General features: G+C 43.2%; 16 protein-coding genes. 8 read left to right on the top strand and 8 right to left on the bottom strand.

Annotated features, from left to right (window positions below):
• Nucleotides 1-9 precede the first annotated feature (9 nt).
• Both NB504_RS18135 and NB504_RS18130 read right to left on the bottom strand, forming a co-directional pair.
• Complete coding sequence (locus tag NB504_RS18135; RefSeq protein ID WP_096037146.1) at nucleotides 10-1878, bottom strand: methyl-accepting chemotaxis protein; 1869 nt, start codon at nucleotides 1876-1878, stop codon at nucleotides 10-12.
• 97 nt (nucleotides 1879-1975) lie between these two features.
• Nucleotides 1976-2584 carry a hypothetical protein gene (locus tag NB504_RS18130; RefSeq protein WP_258429558.1) on the bottom strand — a complete coding sequence of 203 codons (609 nt, stop codon included), beginning with the start codon at nucleotides 2582-2584 and terminating at the stop codon, nucleotides 1976-1978.
• Between the two features lie 176 nt (nucleotides 2585-2760).
• Between NB504_RS18130 and NB504_RS18125 the strand changes: the two genes are divergently transcribed.
• The gene (locus tag NB504_RS18125; RefSeq protein ID WP_026028217.1) at nucleotides 2761-3867 is read left to right on the top strand and encodes a 1-acyl-sn-glycerol-3-phosphate acyltransferase; all 1107 of its coding nucleotides are present in this window, start codon (nucleotides 2761-2763) and stop codon (nucleotides 3865-3867) included.
• A gap of 54 nt (nucleotides 3868-3921) precedes the next feature.
• On the opposite strand, the gene NB504_RS18120 is transcribed toward NB504_RS18125, so the two are convergent.
• Nucleotides 3922-4548 carry a hypothetical protein gene (locus NB504_RS18120; protein ID WP_013867989.1) on the bottom strand — a complete coding sequence of 209 codons (627 nt, stop codon included), beginning with the start codon at nucleotides 4546-4548 and terminating at the stop codon, nucleotides 3922-3924.
• 121 nt (nucleotides 4549-4669) lie between these two features.
• Entirely contained in the window at nucleotides 4670-4972 is a 303-nt protein-coding gene (locus tag NB504_RS18115; protein WP_010318562.1) for a YfcZ/YiiS family protein, read from the bottom strand.
• Between the two features lie 510 nt (nucleotides 4973-5482).
• On the opposite strand from NB504_RS18115, the gene NB504_RS18110 reads away from it, so the two are divergent.
• Complete coding sequence (locus tag NB504_RS18110; RefSeq protein WP_170899270.1) at nucleotides 5483-5944, top strand: TetR/AcrR family transcriptional regulator; 462 nt, start codon at nucleotides 5483-5485, stop codon at nucleotides 5942-5944.
• Nucleotides 5945-6037: 93 nt separating this feature from the next.
• Here NB504_RS18110 and nadE read toward each other — a convergent pair whose 3' ends face one another.
• Nucleotides 6038-6868: an ammonia-dependent NAD(+) synthetase gene (gene nadE, locus NB504_RS18105; RefSeq protein ID WP_258429557.1), complete on the bottom strand. Its 831-nt coding sequence runs from the start codon at nucleotides 6866-6868 to the stop codon at nucleotides 6038-6040.
• 104 nt (nucleotides 6869-6972) lie between these two features.
• Here nadE and NB504_RS18100 point away from each other — a divergent pair, with 104 nt between their 5' ends.
• The 6 genes from NB504_RS18100 to NB504_RS18075 all read left to right on the top strand — a co-directional run bounded on the left by NB504_RS18100 (nucleotide 6973) and on the right by NB504_RS18075 (nucleotide 12229).
• Entirely contained in the window at nucleotides 6973-7485 is a 513-nt protein-coding gene (locus NB504_RS18100) for a nicotinate-nicotinamide nucleotide adenylyltransferase (protein WP_010318565.1), read from the top strand.
• 40 nt (nucleotides 7486-7525) lie between these two features.
• Complete coding sequence (locus NB504_RS18095) at nucleotides 7526-8035, top strand: hypothetical protein (RefSeq protein WP_017046067.1); 510 nt, start codon at nucleotides 7526-7528, stop codon at nucleotides 8033-8035.
• 490 nt (nucleotides 8036-8525) lie between these two features.
• A complete protein-coding gene (gene ectA, locus NB504_RS18090; RefSeq protein WP_017046068.1) occupies nucleotides 8526-9092 on the top strand; it encodes a diaminobutyrate acetyltransferase in 567 nt (188 codons plus the stop codon).
• A gap of 11 nt (nucleotides 9093-9103) precedes the next feature.
• Nucleotides 9104-10369, top strand: a complete 1266-nt coding sequence (gene ectB / locus NB504_RS18085; protein ID WP_047689962.1) for a diaminobutyrate--2-oxoglutarate transaminase — start codon at nucleotides 9104-9106, stop codon at nucleotides 10367-10369.
• A 9-nt stretch (nucleotides 10370-10378) separates the two neighbouring features.
• Nucleotides 10379-10765: an ectoine synthase gene (locus NB504_RS18080; RefSeq protein ID WP_013867980.1), complete on the top strand. Its 387-nt coding sequence runs from the start codon at nucleotides 10379-10381 to the stop codon at nucleotides 10763-10765.
• Nucleotides 10766-10813: 48 nt separating this feature from the next.
• A complete protein-coding gene (locus tag NB504_RS18075; protein WP_258429554.1) occupies nucleotides 10814-12229 on the top strand; it encodes an aspartate kinase in 1416 nt (471 codons plus the stop codon).
• 122 nt (nucleotides 12230-12351) lie between these two features.
• Here the strand turns inward: NB504_RS18075 and NB504_RS18070 are convergent, their stop codons facing one another.
• The 3 genes from NB504_RS18070 to NB504_RS18060 form a co-directional block, all read right to left on the bottom strand.
• Nucleotides 12352-13698, bottom strand: coding sequence for a magnesium transporter (locus tag NB504_RS18070; protein ID WP_017046070.1), 1347 nt, complete (start codon nucleotides 13696-13698; stop codon nucleotides 12352-12354).
• Complete coding sequence (locus NB504_RS18065; RefSeq protein WP_013867977.1) at nucleotides 13695-14261, bottom strand: mechanosensitive ion channel domain-containing protein; 567 nt, start codon at nucleotides 14259-14261, stop codon at nucleotides 13695-13697. Before NB504_RS18065 ends, NB504_RS18070 begins: the two co-directional genes overlap by 4 nt.
• A gap of 136 nt (nucleotides 14262-14397) precedes the next feature.
• Nucleotides 14398-14928: a MarR family winged helix-turn-helix transcriptional regulator gene (locus NB504_RS18060; protein ID WP_013867975.1), complete on the bottom strand. Its 531-nt coding sequence runs from the start codon at nucleotides 14926-14928 to the stop codon at nucleotides 14398-14400.
• Nucleotides 14929-14931: the final 3 nt, after the last annotated feature.

The raw sequence follows: 14931 nt of genomic DNA, 5'->3' as shown, positions 1-14931 counted from the left end.
GGTAGAGGATTAAACGATAAATTTATTCAATATAGCATCTTGCTCTCTGATATTTTCGGTTTGAGCTTGCATGGCGATGTTGGCATTGTCAGCGGCGTCTGCAACTTGAACGGAAAGATCTTTGATCTTAACCGTGTTGTTGTTGATCTCTTCTGCTACCAAGCTTTGTTCTTCGGCTGCCGAAGCTATTTGGATATTCATATCACTAATTTGCTGAATAGCATCGCGGATTTTCAGCAGAGCATTATTCGCTTCTTCGGCACGATTGACCGCCTCAGCTGCCGTTGTTTTACTCTGATTCATCGCATTGGCAACAGAAGTAGCGCTCGACTGCAACTTCTCAATCATATTACGGATCTCCGTCGTGGATTGCTGCGTTCTTTGCGCCAGCGTACGCACTTCGTCTGCAACGACCGCAAAGCCTCGGCCTGACTCTCCAGCCCGAGCCGCCTCTATCGCTGCGTTTAGTGCCAGCAAGTTGGTTTGGTCGGCAATGTCGTTGATCACTTTCAAAATGGTTTCGATGTTTGCCGTTGCATTTTCTAGTGCACTTACCTCTGTTACTGCTTCATCAATACGCGTCGAAAGATTATCGATCGCTTGCGTGGTTTGGGTCACAACATTGGTACCAAATTCAGTCGCATCATCAGCATCTTTTGCCGCCGATGCCGCGCCTTGCGCGTTGTTGGCGACATCGCCAGAAGTGGTGGCCATCTCATGCATGGCCGTGGCTAATTGCTCAAGTTCATGCAGTTGATCACGCATCGCTTCGGCCGATTCTTGCAACCCCATAGAGGTCATTTCCGAACCGCGTAAAATTTCTGAACCGATGGCTTTAGACTGGGTAATTTGTTGTTGTAAGGCTTCAGTAAAGGTATTGAAACCGACCGCTAATACCGAGAATTCTTTATCCGTGTCGGTGGCTAAGCGTTGGGTTAAGTCACCACTACCAGAGGCAACGTTCTGTATTGCATTATTGAGTGCATCAAGCGGTTTCATCAACAGACGGATAAGCACAAGCAGTATCGCAATACTGAAGACTAAAGCGATTAACGTATAGATGATCGAACTGTTGCGCAGTGTTGCTAAAGACGCATAGGCGATCTCTTCATCCAAAACGACACCGACGTACCAGTCCTCTCCAGGGACTTTTGAAAAATCGAGTGTGTAGTGTTTGCTATCGATCAGCACTTGTTTAGGCTCTTCGACGATAACGGCATTGCCTAAGTATTCTTTCATTGGCTTGCCGTTCATCTCTGCTCGAGGGTGGGCTATGGTTGTGCCATCGGATGAAACAATAAACACATAGCCTGCATCAAATAATTTTACGGTGTTGACCAATTCTGCTAACCCAGCAAGGCTAACATCGTAGAAAATGGCGCCGATAAATTTGCCATTATCTTTAACTGGGGTAGCAATAGACACCAATATTTCATTAGTGGCAGAGTCGGCGTAAGGTGCAGTAATAATCAGTTTGTCGGCATTTTTTGCATCAATATACCAAGGGCGCACGCGTGGATTCCATGATGCGCCTGGGTTCCAAGTAGGATCATTACTGATGTAAGAGCCATCACTCTCAAAACCGACCCCAGCCAGTAAAAAAGTTTGTTTGACAATCGGCCTTGTGATGACCTTAGACATACTTTCTCGGTTAATGTCGACTTCCAACATGCTGGTGGCGTAAGCGGCAATGGCCTTGCGGCTATTGATCTCTGCACCAGCTGTATTGCTAACCCCATCCACTATTTCAGTTACACTCGCTTCAACTTGTGACTTCACTTCTTTTTGGACGGTGAAGTATTGTTGTATCGTCAGCAGAGTAACGGTGACCAACAGCAGCAAAGATGACGCCGCGACGATCTTATGGCTGAATTTCATGGCAATCCCTTCCATCAATAAATATTAATATTATTAATAAATGTATAGTTAGGGATTGATCATTCAGCCAGTAAACAATCCATTTTTAAGCGAAAAATTACAAATTTCGCCCGAGAACTAAAAGCGCAAGTTGTTGGCACTCTTGTTCATTTCCTTGGAAAAGCTCATCGACGATTTGGCTCAGTTTGATGCCAGACAGCTTGCGTTTTTGTGCCTCACGAACACGCAGTGCGATTTGACATTCAATTGGCAGCTCACTTACTTGATGTGGTTGCCAGGCTGACAATTTTTCGCTGAAGTTGTTTAACGATAACTTGGGCTTAAAATGCGTGGCTTCGCTTTTTAGTACATGAAGAAGGTGCGAATAGATTTCATCGTTAGGTTGACATTGACTCAGGTGATCGCAAGCAGCTTGGCTCAGTTCAGATAAGGTGACGTAACCCGCTTGATGGGAAAAAGCGGCGGTTAAACGTACTGAAAAATCGACACGCTGCCACTGCGTATTAGGAAAAATAGTCAGCGAGCATAAACAGTCAAAAGGGATCCAAAAACTCTGCTTTGCTTCAACTGAATATTCATGTTTGCCAAGTTTACACAGTACTAATCCGCTCATTACTCGAATCAAACTGTGTTTGATGACTTTCTTGCGAGGGGTGACAACTAAGTTAGCAGACAGTAAGGCTTCAAATTGAATCGCGTAGTTCATGGTACTTCTCACTGATTTTGGTGCGCTAAGAGTACCTTGTCTCACAGAAAATGCCAAATATGCGAACTAAAATCACCTTATTCTGGTCTGACCTTAGTGAATCTGTTACGACTGTAGCTGCGAGCTACGTCAACTATGCGTAGAATGAGCCAGCTTTTTATTTGATGTATGAATATATGACCACCACAACTGATCCTTATGTAGATATCCGTCCTTACAACGACGATGAGATTCCAGCGGCTATTGACCGTTTAATCAATGATGAAGAATTTATCTCAGCTATTTTGCAACATCGTTTTGATAAACGATCTGCTTGGCTAAAATCGATACTGAGCCCTTTTGTAAAAGCATACTTAAAGTTTAAATGGGCCAAACTCACGTCCGTGGAAGCAATCCAACTTGAAGTGAAAAAATACCTCACAAAAACACTAGAATCAACGACACAAGGTGTCACCTTCAGTGGTCTCGATAAATTGGATAAACAGACGGCTTATTTATTTATTTCGAACCACCGTGATATCGCGATGGACCCAGCATTGGTCAATTATGGTCTGTATATGTCTGGGCATAAAACTGTACGTATTGCGATTGGTGATAACTTATTGAAAAAGCCTTGTGCTACAGAGCTGATGCGTCTTAATAAGAGCTTTATTGTGAAACGCTCGGCTAAAGGCCCGCGCGAGATGATGAAAGCGCTCAGTACCTTATCTGCTTACATTAAACACTCACTTGAAACTGGAAATTCTATCTGGATAGCGCAAAAAGAGGGACGAGCAAAAGATGGTAACGATTTTACCGATCCGGCCATTTTGAAAATGTTCCATGTGGAAGGGCGCAAGCAGAAAATAGAGTTTGCTCAGTATATTCAATCGCTCAAAATTGTCCCGGTCGCGATTTCATATGAAAACGATCCGTGTGATATGGCCAAAGCGTGTGAGTTATATGAAAAAGCGACGCATGGGCGTTATGAAAAAGGGGAATTTGAAGATATTGAAAGCATTGTCCAAGGTATTGTCGGTGAGAAAGGCCGAGTGCATGTTGGCTTTGGTGAAGTGATTACTCAAGCATTTGAAACGCCAGAAGCATTGGCGCAAGAGATCGATCGCCAAATTCACGCAAACTACAAATTATTCCCGATCAATAAGTTAGCGGCTGGGATAGAAAGTAGTGATATCACGCCAGATATCCGCGCTCACTTAGAAAGCAAGCTGACTCAGATCCCTGAAGGGGCACAGCGCTATTTACTCGATAGCTACGCCAACCCAGTAAAGAATCAGCAATAATCATTAAACGATGAAGAGAGGGGCTCACGGCTTCTTCTCTTCTCTTTTTCTAGCCTATCTTGCGACCGCGCCGCCAAGGGTCAGTTTGCTTGGCCATTTACTGATGACATTACCTCCCAAATAAATATTGCCATTGACGGTCATCGTGTCAGGAAATTCGGTGATTTTGGAACCGCCAATAAACAAACTCCCTTCCACAACCAAACCTTCGGGCAATTGGGTTAATGGCGTTCGAATTACGCTCAAATCCCCCTTGACTAAGAGATTCGCAGGCAGCGTTTCAAGCGGTGTATCCGTGAAATTCAGGTAACCACCGACCTTGATTCTCATTGGCCACGATTTGATTTTACTACCCAGTAAGTTCGCATAACCACGAATGGTGGTACCTTTTGGAATATTCTCTAGCAAGCTATTAGATGCTTCTAAACTACCCTGCACATTCAAGCCCTTAGGCAGGGATTTTATCGATGTCTTAGCAATATTTAGGTTGCCTTTAAGCGTGAGATTTTCGGGCAATGTTGTGTAGGGTTTATTACGCAAATAGAGATTGCCATAATTATCAAGGTGGTTAAGGATTTGATATTGATCGAGCGGCTGTGACCATGCACAAGAGGCATAGAGAAGGTTGCATAATGTTAGTAAAAGCGAAAACTTATTCATAAAGCCTGCAGATGAAGACACGATACCTAGAGTATCGGCAGATTACGGTTAAGCTTCAATAATGCATTGCCTAGGATGAGAAAGCAAAGTGCTTGGGCGATAAAAAAGCGAGCCATGATTAGGCCCGCTAAGAGCAATTAGATTAACGAGCCAAAGAGCGCGACTTCAGTTCAAAAATAAGTTTTTCGGCACTGACTTCAAATTTGAAACGTGCATGCAATTCAGTAGAGTTATCGTCTAACGGTGAAACTTCAAACTCAACATTATCTGAAACTTGTTTGGCAAGAGCGAGGTACTTCTCAAATTCAGCTTCTAGCTGAGCTTTGTTGGGTGCCATGACCATCACTTCGGCAACTTCATCACCTTCTTTGATAATAAAGCCAATTTCGCCAGCGCAGCCACATGCTTCGCAGACTTGGATATCAACGTCTTTTTCGATACTCATTGTGAATCCTCTTAGTAAATGTATGGACATTCTAACGGGCAAATCGTTTATCAGCCACAAAAAGCCAATCAGGTTTGGGGTAAATCGCGTCTTATTTTGGTTGTTCGAAAGTTTTTAGCCATCGTTATGAATTAATGAGTGTGATACTGCTCAAATAATCACTAGTTTTTGTGTCATAAATTTGTCAGAACAGTGTTCAGTTCGTTGCGAATTGTTGACGATTGTACGATTATTCGGTTGAAACAATTATTAATATTATAAATTGCGCTTCATCCATTAGTGGTGATGACTAATAAACTGGAAATTTAAGTTTCATTAGTGATAGCTAAAGGAGTGACAGTAACAAGCCAGTAGATAACGCTTTTAACAAGATAATTCTGGTTTGAATTTACTGTTTTAAGGGATGGTTTTTTAGACAGAAAATGCCATACCACGAGGGGTGATTCGCGAAACGGCACTATCATCGCAATTGAGTTAGATGGATTAATAAAAAAGAGAAGAGTCTGGACCATGCCAAAGCGTAGTAAAGAAGATACTGAAATCACCATTCAGAGAATAATGGATGCTGTTGTCGATCAGTTATTGAGACTGGGTTACGACAAAATGTCGTATACCACGTTGAGTCAGCAAACAGGGGTTTCACGAACGGGGATTAGCCACCATTTTCCAAAGAAAACCGATTTTACGGCCGCTTTAGATGGGCGGATTTTTAAGCTGTTTGTTGAGCATTTAGATTTTGAAAATGACCTTTCAAGCTTTTCAGATAGCTGGATAAATGCGCTGGAAAATGCACAATTTTTGGCTATTTTGCGTTTATTATTTCATCATGTTGTGACGACTGAAAATGCGGATGAATTTGCAGCAAACGGTGTTGATCGGTTATACAAAACGGTGGCTGTACAGTTTGGCAAAGAGAGCGCAAGGGAGCTTGAGTGGCTGATTGGTAAATCACTGATTAAAATGAGTCAATAATTTGGCACTTTGTGCAAGCTTGTATTGTCGACTTTAACACTAAAGCCAACTGAGAAGTTGGCTTTAGTGCTTTTTATAGAGAGATTGTGTCGATCAGTCGTACAACGTTGGGATCGGTTGACGTTTATGCTGAGTTGCTGTGTAAATCGCGACAAGACGGTCAATCACGTGCTGTAAAACAGGCTTCCCTTCTAAAAAATCATCGATTTGGTCATAACTTAAGTTTAACGCATCTTCATCTGCTTTTTGTGGTGCGAGCTCTTCTAAATCCGCGGTGGGTGTTTTTTGAACCAATTGTTGTGGTGCGCCTAATTGAGCCGCTACCGCGCGCACTTGACGTTTACTCAAACCAAACAGTGGTGCTAAATCACACGCGCCATCACCAAATTTAGTATAAAAACCGGTGATGTTTTCTGCGGAATGATCCGTGCCGAGTACTAACGCACCAACAAAACCTGCAATTTCGTACTGCGCGACCATGCGAGCGCGCGCCTTTACATTTCCTTTCACGAAATCAATTTTGGCACTGTCAGTTGGAGTTAAGCTTGTGCCTTGTAGCGCATCAAGAGAGGCTGAGTGCAGGCCATCTACACCTGCTTTAATATTGACCGAAATTGAGTGTGTAGGTTGAATGAAGGAGAGAGCAAGCTGCGCTTCATCCTCATCTTTTTGTTCGCCATAGGGCAAACGAACGGCGATAAACTGATAGTCGTTAACCGCGTATTCTTGGTTGAGTTGTGCCACGGCGAGCTGGGCTAGACGGCCGCACGTTGTTGAGTCGACGCCACCACTGATGCCAAGCACTAAAGACTTACAACCAGATTCAACCAATTTGCGTTTAATAAACTCAACGCGCCGTTCAATTTCATAAACAGGGTCAATGGATGAGAGAACACGCATCTCATCACGGATCATTTGTTCCATTAGGGTTCCTTTTCCTGCAAGCAATATAAATCTTTGGTGTATCATACCGAAATCATCAGATTAGAAAACCGAGAAAATGGTTTTCAGACTTGAATAGGATTGCTATGACCAAAATTGCCGTCTTTGGGAGTGCTTTTAACCCTCCGAGCTTAGGACATAAAAGTGTGATTGAATCGCTAAGCCATTTCGATTTAATTCTGTTGGTACCGAGCATTTCACACGCTTGGGGTAAGCAGATGCTCAGTTATGAGATCCGTTGTGAACTTATTGATGCTTTTATTCGTGATTTGCAGTCAGATAAGATACAACGCTCAATAGTCGAAGAGGAACTGCAACAGCCCGGGCAGAGCGTCACAACTCACGCTGTTTTGTCATTACTGCAAAAACAATCACCTGATGCTGACATTACTTTTGTAATGGGCCCGGATAATCTGTTCAATTTTGCGAAATTCTATAAAGCTCAAGATATCTTGCAACGCTGGTCAGTCATGGCCTGTCCTGAAAAAGTCGCGATTCGTAGTACTGATATTCGTCAGCGGTTAGCTGAAAATTTAGATATTGCCGATTTAACGACTATCTCTGTTAGGAAAATCTTGCAGCAAAGAAAACTTTACTAGACAATCCACGCCCTTTTCGTGGTCGGAGCTGTTTGCATTCATGAAGTTAAATGTGGCTGTTTGTGCGTTAATCATGTTTTCGTCGCTGACGGAAGCTTGCGATCTCTATTCCGGTTCATTATTAACGCCAGAGTTAGAATTAACACTAGGTGCAGATAGTAGCCCAACAATGTTACCAGCATCGGGCGTCTGCTTTTCTATATTAGATAGTATGGGCTACGCATCGAAACAACTGCTGGCTCTAGGTTTATTTGAAGAATCTCCAGCCGACTCTTCTTACTGGGCCGATTGGTTTTTAAAAGCCGATTCGGATCCCCTGTTTACTCAGAAACTGGCCACAAGCTACATTGGCTTTGGAGTCTGGATACCCTCTGAATTGCTTGACGAGCAAAGTGATATGTCAACCGAAGAGTGGTTAATGAGTCACGGCTTACAGCTGAGTATCGGTTTTGGCGAGAAAAAAGCGGGTGAGCCGCGCATGCGTTTTGACTATCGTTGGCATGAAGATTTCGACAGCGTTGTCATGATGCAAATTGAAGTTCCCTTCTAACGTTTTCCCTCAGTAAACACACTCCCTCAGAAAACAAAAAAACCAACCGCAATATTCGCGATTGGCCTATGTAAATTGTGAACAAAGAGTATTCACTAACAACGTCAGTTGGCTAGGTGACCCTCGGCTTAAGAAGGGTCGATATAGTTATTGCAGCATACGTGCCAAGTTTTATAGCGCTTAGTTGCTATTGTTTCCTTGTTTTTTCAAACTTCCCCAAGAAAATTTTTGCAGGCTGCAAATGCAAACTGCAAAAACGACTCAGATTGCTAATGCCGCTAGGTTCAATCACATTCACTCTGCTATCTCACTTTTATTTAATTACACATCTAACTAATTGGTTGTTTTTTGGTTAAATGTTCAATCTTATTTATTTATTTTAAATCAGTGAGTTATATATATTGTTGTTGTTTTTTTGAATTTTTGGGTTGAATTTTTCATTTGTACTGTTAGTTTATATAGAGGTTTTTAATTAGAGCTCTAACTATTCATGTGGCAGACAATGATTACAGCAGCACCTTGGGTTGCATACCCGGAAATTATGCAAACAAAGACAGAACAATGGACGTTTCGTACCCCTAATCAAGCCGACGGGCAGCGTGTACATGATTTGATTGGGCTATGCCCTCCCTTAGATGAAAACTCCTCATACTGTAACTTCCTACAAGCGATTCACTTTCAAGAGACCTGCATCTTAGCGGAAAGAAATGGCGAAACCGTGGGGTTTATTTCGGCCTATTTAAAGCCTGACAATTCTGATGAATTGTTTATTTGGCAAGTGGCCGTGCATCCAAATGCTCGTGGGCTAGGACTTGCCTCACATTTGTTACATGAATTGCTCGCTCGTGACGTTATGGCTGATGTTCGTGTATTGGAAACGACTATCACGAAAAACAATCAAGGTTCATGGAGCCTCTTTAAGAAGTTTGATCGAGCACATGGCGAGCAAGGAGAGGTATCGACCTTTCTCGATCAAACTCGTCACTTTGAAGGAGAGCATGATACCGAGTATTTGTACCGCATTCCGCTCAAACCTCGTTCTAACTTAACAGGATAACTATCATCGTTATGGACATTTTTAAAAAGAAAGAATCAAACGTGCAATCTTATGCCAATCACTTTCCCGTGGTTTTCTCTACGGCAAAAGGGAGCTGGCTATTTACCGATTCTGGTGATCGCTACTTAGATTTTTTGGCTGGAGCTGGTTCGTTAAATTATGGTCACAATAACGCCCTCTTTAAGCAGGCGCTATTGGAGTACATTGATAAAGACGGCATTACTCACGGCTTGGATATGCACTCCTCTGCCAAGGCTGAGTTCCTCGCGGTATTTGAAAGTCTCATTCTTGAACCAAGAAACCTCGACTACAAAGTGCAGTTTACTGGTCCAACTGGGACTAATGCTGTAGAGGCGGCAATGAAGCTGGCCAGAAAAGCTACGGGTAGAAGTAATATTGTGGCTTTCACTAACGGCTTTCATGGTTGCTCTTATGGCGCACTTGCCGCAACAGGAAATCAACATCATCGAGGCGGCGCTGGGCTTAGCTTAGGTGGCGTGACGCGGCTCCCTTATGATGGCTATGCCAATATTGATGGCCTGTCGCTATTTGAAAATATGCTGAATGATAACTCATCGGGTTTAGACAAACCGGCTGCGGTATTATTGGAGGTTGTCCAAGGCGAGGGCGGCTTAAATTGCGCGTCCAACGAGTGGTTGCAACGCTTAAGTCGTCTCTGTAAGAAAAACGATATTCTGCTTATCGTTGACGATATTCAAGCTGGTTGTGGACGTACGGGAACCTTTTTCAGTTTTGAGCCATCAGCAATAAAACCGGATATAGTGACGCTATCGAAATCACTCAGTGGTTATGGGTTACCTATGGCAATTGTGCTGCTGAAACCTGAGTTAGATGTGTGGAAACCGGGAGAGCACAACGGAACCTTTCGCGGTAATAATCACGCCTTTGTAACCGCTACAAAAGCGCTGGAAACCTATTGGTCAAATGATGATTTTACCACTCATATCGCACATCGAGCCAAGCAAGTGACGCATGTCATTCAAACCACACTGCGTCGTTTCCCCACACTGTTTAACCGCCACAAAGGGCGTGGACTAATGCAAGGCATTGAATGTAGCAGTGGTGAGATCGCCCATAAAATTGCTCGTCGTTGTTTTCAACTAGGGATGGTGATTGAAACCGCAGGCCCAAATGACGAAGTGATTAAGTTTTTCTGTCCACTCACTATCACGGAAACCGAACTCGACCAAGGTTTAGATATTTTTGCACAAGCGGTAGAAGAGCTAGCCTCTCAGTTAATAAAAAAAGCATCTTAGGAATAAAAAATGATTGTTAGAACATTAGAAGAGTGTCGCCAAAGTGAGCGCCGGGTTGTTGCTCAAACTTGGGAAAGCGTTCGTATGCTGCTGAAAGATGACAATATGGGTTTTTCATTCCATGTTACGACCATTTTTAAAGGCGGCGAGACCCATATTCACTATCAAAACCATTTGGAATCCGTGTATTGCATGTCAGGTGAAGGGGAAATCGAAGTGATAGGAGGGGAAACTTACCCGATAAAGCCCGGCACTTTGTACATCCTTGATCAACATGATGAACACTATTTAAGAGCTTATTCTGGTGCAGATATGGTTATGGCATGTGTTTTTAACCCGCCACTGACAGGAACTGAAACGCATGATGAAAAAGGTGTTTACCCAATCATTGAGTAATCACTCGCGACGATTCACTGCATTCAATTTAAAAGAAAAGGAGATCCCATGTCTTACACCGTAGAAAAAATCGGTGGAACATCAATGAGCGCTTTTGATGCTGTGCTCGACAATATTTTACTAAGGCCTCATCACCCTTATGATCGAGTGTTTGTGGTATCAGCGTATGCAACCATTACCGATGCCCTACTGGAATGCAAACGCACTGGCAAGCCCGGTATTTACCAGATGATCGCGAAACATGATACGCAATGGCAAGAAGCCATGTACCAACTTGAACAGCGCATGTTGCTAATTAATGAGCATTTGTTCGCCGATCCGATGAGTCGTATTCGCGCGGATAAATTTATTCGTTCGCGGATCTCAGAAGCAGTCAACTGCATTAATAATATTCTAGAAACGTGTCAATACGGGCAGTTTTCATTGCGTCAGTATTTGCCTCAGGTGCGAGAATTTTTATCTTCAATAGGCGAGGCTCATAGTGCCTATAACACCAGTTTGAAGCTAAAAACTCTTGGGATTAATGCATGCTTCATTGATCTCTCCGGGTGGAATAATGGGCAAGCAGGAAGCTTAGATGAGGTGATTTTGGCTGCCTTCGAAGACATTGATGTAGCAACGCAATTGCCAATCGTGACTGGCTACGCCTACTGTAATGAAGGATTAATGAAAACCTATGATCGTGGCTATAGTGAAATGACCTTTAGCCGCATTGCTGCATTAACCAACGCAACGCAAGCGATCATCCATAAAGAGTATCACTTAAGTTCCGCAGACCCGAGAATTGTAGGTGCCGATAAGGTTAGTCCGATGGGATTGACGAACTTTGACGTAGCAGACCAACTGGCTAATTTAGGTATGGAAGCGATTCATCCGAATGCGGCGGCTGGGCTGCGTCAGCAGGGGATTGAGCTCAAAATCAAAAATACGTTCGAACCAGAGCATAAAGGTACTCTCATTTCCAATGTCCATAAGCCTCAGAACAACAAGGTAGAGATTATTGCGGGCAAGGACAAAGTGTTCGCCTTGCATATTTTTGACCAAAGCATGGTCGGGAAAATTGATAATGCCAGTTATGAATTGATGGAAGTGATCGCCGAAGCTAAGGTACATCTCGTTGGTAAAGAGATGAATGCAAACTCGATGACGTATTACCTCAGTGGCAGCAGCGATAACTTAAACCACGTGTTGTACAAAATAGAGAAGCGCTACCCGAATGCATCCGTATCAGGAAAAATGGTCGCCCTCATTTCCGCAATCGGTGCATCAATGAACACCAACAACGCATTAACGCAAGGCATGCAAGCATTAGTTAACGCAAAAATTAGCCCTATTGCCGCTCACTCGTCGATGCGTAATGTCAATGTACAATTCGTAGTAGAAGACAACGATTACAATCGCGCCATTTGTGTTTTACATGATGTGTTGATTGCGAAACCGCTATCTACCAAAAAAGCGGCTTAGCGGTTCAGATTGAAGGATCGTTCCCCCCAATCACATAGTAATCTACGTGATTGGGGATTTATTTTCTGAGCGGCTGTTTTTTAAGTGGTTTAGCTCGCTTAGGTTTCAAGCGGTTTGGAAAGCTACAACATCACTAAACTTGCTGTGCCCAAGAAGGCAAAGAAGCCGACAACATCCGTTACTGTGGTTAAGATGACAGAGCCCGCTAATGCTGGGTCAAGCTTAAACTTATCAAGCGTGATCGGGATGAGTACCCCAAACAGCGCGGCGGTAATGATATTTACAACAATGGCCAGTGAAATGGTGGCGCCAATCATCGCTGACTGGAACCAGAGCCCTGCCAAGGCACCAATGATCAACGCCCATAACAAACCGTTAATGGAACCAATACCAATTTCATTTTTGAGCAACGCAAAACGGTTACCCGGTGTAATTTGGTTCAATGCCATGGCACGTACCATCAAGGTTAAGGTTTGACTTCCCGCAATACCGCCCATCGAGGCAACAATTGGCATCAACACCGCTAACGCGACAACTTGCGAGATGACCGTTTCAAACATACCTATAGTGACCGAAGCGAGGATGGCGGTCAGCAGGTTGATCCCGAGCCAAAGGCCTCGTTTTTTGGAACTTTTAATGATGGGTGCAAATAAGTCATCTCCTTCATCCATACCTGTACCTGCCATTAAGCGCGATTCGTAAATCTCTCGTTGTGTACTCAGGGCAAATTGCCAGTCAATTTCACCCACTAAGATTTCATGGTTATCAATGATGGCGACAGTCGGCAATTGGGAATGTTCTAACGCTTCTACTGCTTCAGAAAGTGACTGGTGAGCATTCAGCGTAAAGAGATCATCTTGCTTGATGTTTTTCAGTAAAGTTTTGCTTTCAGCAAGCAAAATTTCTGTATAACTCACGATACCTTGGAATTTTTTTGCTTTGTTGATCAAATAGATATGTTGTGGAGAGTCATAATGATATTTCTCCAATAGTATCTTGGCTTTGTCGACACTGATGCTGAAAGGCAAGGTATACACTTTACGGTTTGCCCAGTGGCCAACTTCAGTATCTTCATAGGCATTGGCTTGATCATACAATTCAAGCTCGTCGCGACTAATTAAGCGCAGCGCTTCACTGATGATTTCATCAGGCAGAGAATCGGCCCATTCGAGTAGAGATAAGTTATCGAGTTTGGCGAGAGTCAGTTTTAGTTCTATTTCTGACAGTGCATTGATGATAGAAAAACGTACTTCAGCACGCATCTCTGTCAGTACATCAATGTGTAGCTCTAAGGGTAGGCTACGCCACAGACGTACCCGCTGCTCGACAGGAAAAGCTTCTAAGATGATTGCGATCGAGCTTTCATCAAGCCCACTTTCCACGTACTCGCCGAGTAAGTCGATTTGTTGCTGCTCATCGGCTTTTGAAATCGTTTCAATATGCAGTGAAAGGTCTTGATATTCGTTCAACGTTTTACTCCGATAGGAAGTTGTTTCTTCTCGATTTTTTTCACGGCTTTTTCTGGAGTTTTGTTTAATACAATCACAGGACGAACAATAAAGAGGTTGTTTGGATAGAGCACTGTATTGCCATCAACATTCTCTAGTACGACATTGAGTAGGTTCATGTCGACGATTTTACCTTCAACAAAATTTGCGCCATCCACCACTCGTACCCATAAACCGATGCGACAGTGGTTTTGTACAAATAAAACCAGAAATGAGGTGACGTTGCTCAGCAAAGACCAACCTGCAAACAAACCGACGCCAAGCAACGCAAAAAGTGATGAGCCAACAACCAATAACCCACGCAGTTCCACGCCCCACATCATTAGCAGAGTCAACACTAACACCAAGAAAAGTAAGGTCTTCACCAGCCAACGTGCTCGTTTAAGCCGATGAATATCGACTTTGCCTATGACCATATTCTCAAACCATCGCACGGTGTAGCTGGCTGTTTTAGGATAAATAAGCAACGCCATGATCGTGATGATCCATTGATAATTTTTTTGAAATAAGTCTAAGTATTCCATGACGAATCAGAAAAAGGAGATTTGGTTCAAAATAACCGAAATTCAGTCAATTACAACCTCTAATCTGGCTGAGGTTGATAATTGGAATTGGGTTGAGAAAAAAGTAACCAATTTGCTTTAGTCGGTCGAATAAAAACTAGAGAGGATCATCGGGTTCTAGACTAGACAATAGCGTCGATGCTTCTATTTCTGGTGTTTTCATCATCATCGATAACCGCTGTAAAGTGGAGAGAATGAGAGTTTGTTCCCATGCGTTTAACGCCTGAAATTGTTCAATAAAGCTATCTTTTAGCAGTGTGGGTGCTTTGAGTAATAATTCATCTCCTGTTGGGGTCAACAACGCATGAACTTTACGTTTATCTTGTTGATCTCGCTCTCGAATGATCAGTGCGCGCTTTTCTAAGCGATCCAAAATGCTGGTCGCTGTAGCTTGGCTCATATTCGTATGATCGGAGAGTTGCTTTATGGTCATATCGGCCGAGTTTTGGATCGCACGCATTAACAATAGTTGGGGGCTAGTGAGGCCAAAATCTTTGTTTATTTTTTTGGAATGGAGATCTGTCGCACGAATAATTTGGCGTATAGCGACCAGTACTTCTTCATGAATATCCAATACTTTCCTCCTTGAAAATAAGCAGAGCCACCCTTTTGATATGGGTGGCTCTATACT

This window comes from Vibrio sp. RM-69-4, assembly GCF_024743775.1.
Lineage (GTDB): Bacteria > Pseudomonadota > Gammaproteobacteria > Enterobacterales > Vibrionaceae > Vibrio > Vibrio anguillarum.
This window is presented reverse-complemented; position numbering and strand designations above follow the sequence as displayed.

What these genes read in the sequence shown, in the direction of transcription:
- NB504_RS18135 (WP_096037146.1), bottom strand. Translation starts at nt 1,878, where the DNA reads ATGAAATTCAGCCATAAGATCGTCGCGGCGTCATCTTTGCTGCTGTTG.
- NB504_RS18130 (WP_258429558.1), bottom strand. Translation starts at nt 2,584, where the DNA reads ATGAACTACGCGATTCAATTTGAAGCCTTACTGTCTGCTAACTTAGTT.
- NB504_RS18125 (WP_026028217.1), top strand. Translation starts at nt 2,761, where the DNA reads ATGACCACCACAACTGATCCTTATGTAGATATCCGTCCTTACAACGAC.
- NB504_RS18115 (WP_010318562.1), bottom strand. Translation starts at nt 4,972, where the DNA reads ATGAGTATCGAAAAAGACGTTGATATCCAAGTCTGCGAAGCATGTGGC.
- NB504_RS18110 (WP_170899270.1), top strand. Translation starts at nt 5,483, where the DNA reads ATGCCAAAGCGTAGTAAAGAAGATACTGAAATCACCATTCAGAGAATA.
- nadE (WP_258429557.1), bottom strand. Translation starts at nt 6,868, where the DNA reads ATGGAACAAATGATCCGTGATGAGATGCGTGTTCTCTCATCCATTGAC.
- NB504_RS18100 (WP_010318565.1), top strand. Translation starts at nt 6,973, where the DNA reads ATGACCAAAATTGCCGTCTTTGGGAGTGCTTTTAACCCTCCGAGCTTA.
- NB504_RS18095 (WP_017046067.1), top strand. Translation starts at nt 7,526, where the DNA reads ATGAAGTTAAATGTGGCTGTTTGTGCGTTAATCATGTTTTCGTCGCTG.
- ectA (WP_017046068.1), top strand. Translation starts at nt 8,526, where the DNA reads ATGTGGCAGACAATGATTACAGCAGCACCTTGGGTTGCATACCCGGAA.
- ectB (WP_047689962.1), top strand. Translation starts at nt 9,104, where the DNA reads ATGGACATTTTTAAAAAGAAAGAATCAAACGTGCAATCTTATGCCAAT.
- NB504_RS18080 (WP_013867980.1), top strand. Translation starts at nt 10,379, where the DNA reads ATGATTGTTAGAACATTAGAAGAGTGTCGCCAAAGTGAGCGCCGGGTT.
- NB504_RS18075 (WP_258429554.1), top strand. Translation starts at nt 10,814, where the DNA reads ATGTCTTACACCGTAGAAAAAATCGGTGGAACATCAATGAGCGCTTTT.
- NB504_RS18065 (WP_013867977.1), bottom strand. Translation starts at nt 14,261, where the DNA reads ATGGAATACTTAGACTTATTTCAAAAAAATTATCAATGGATCATCACG.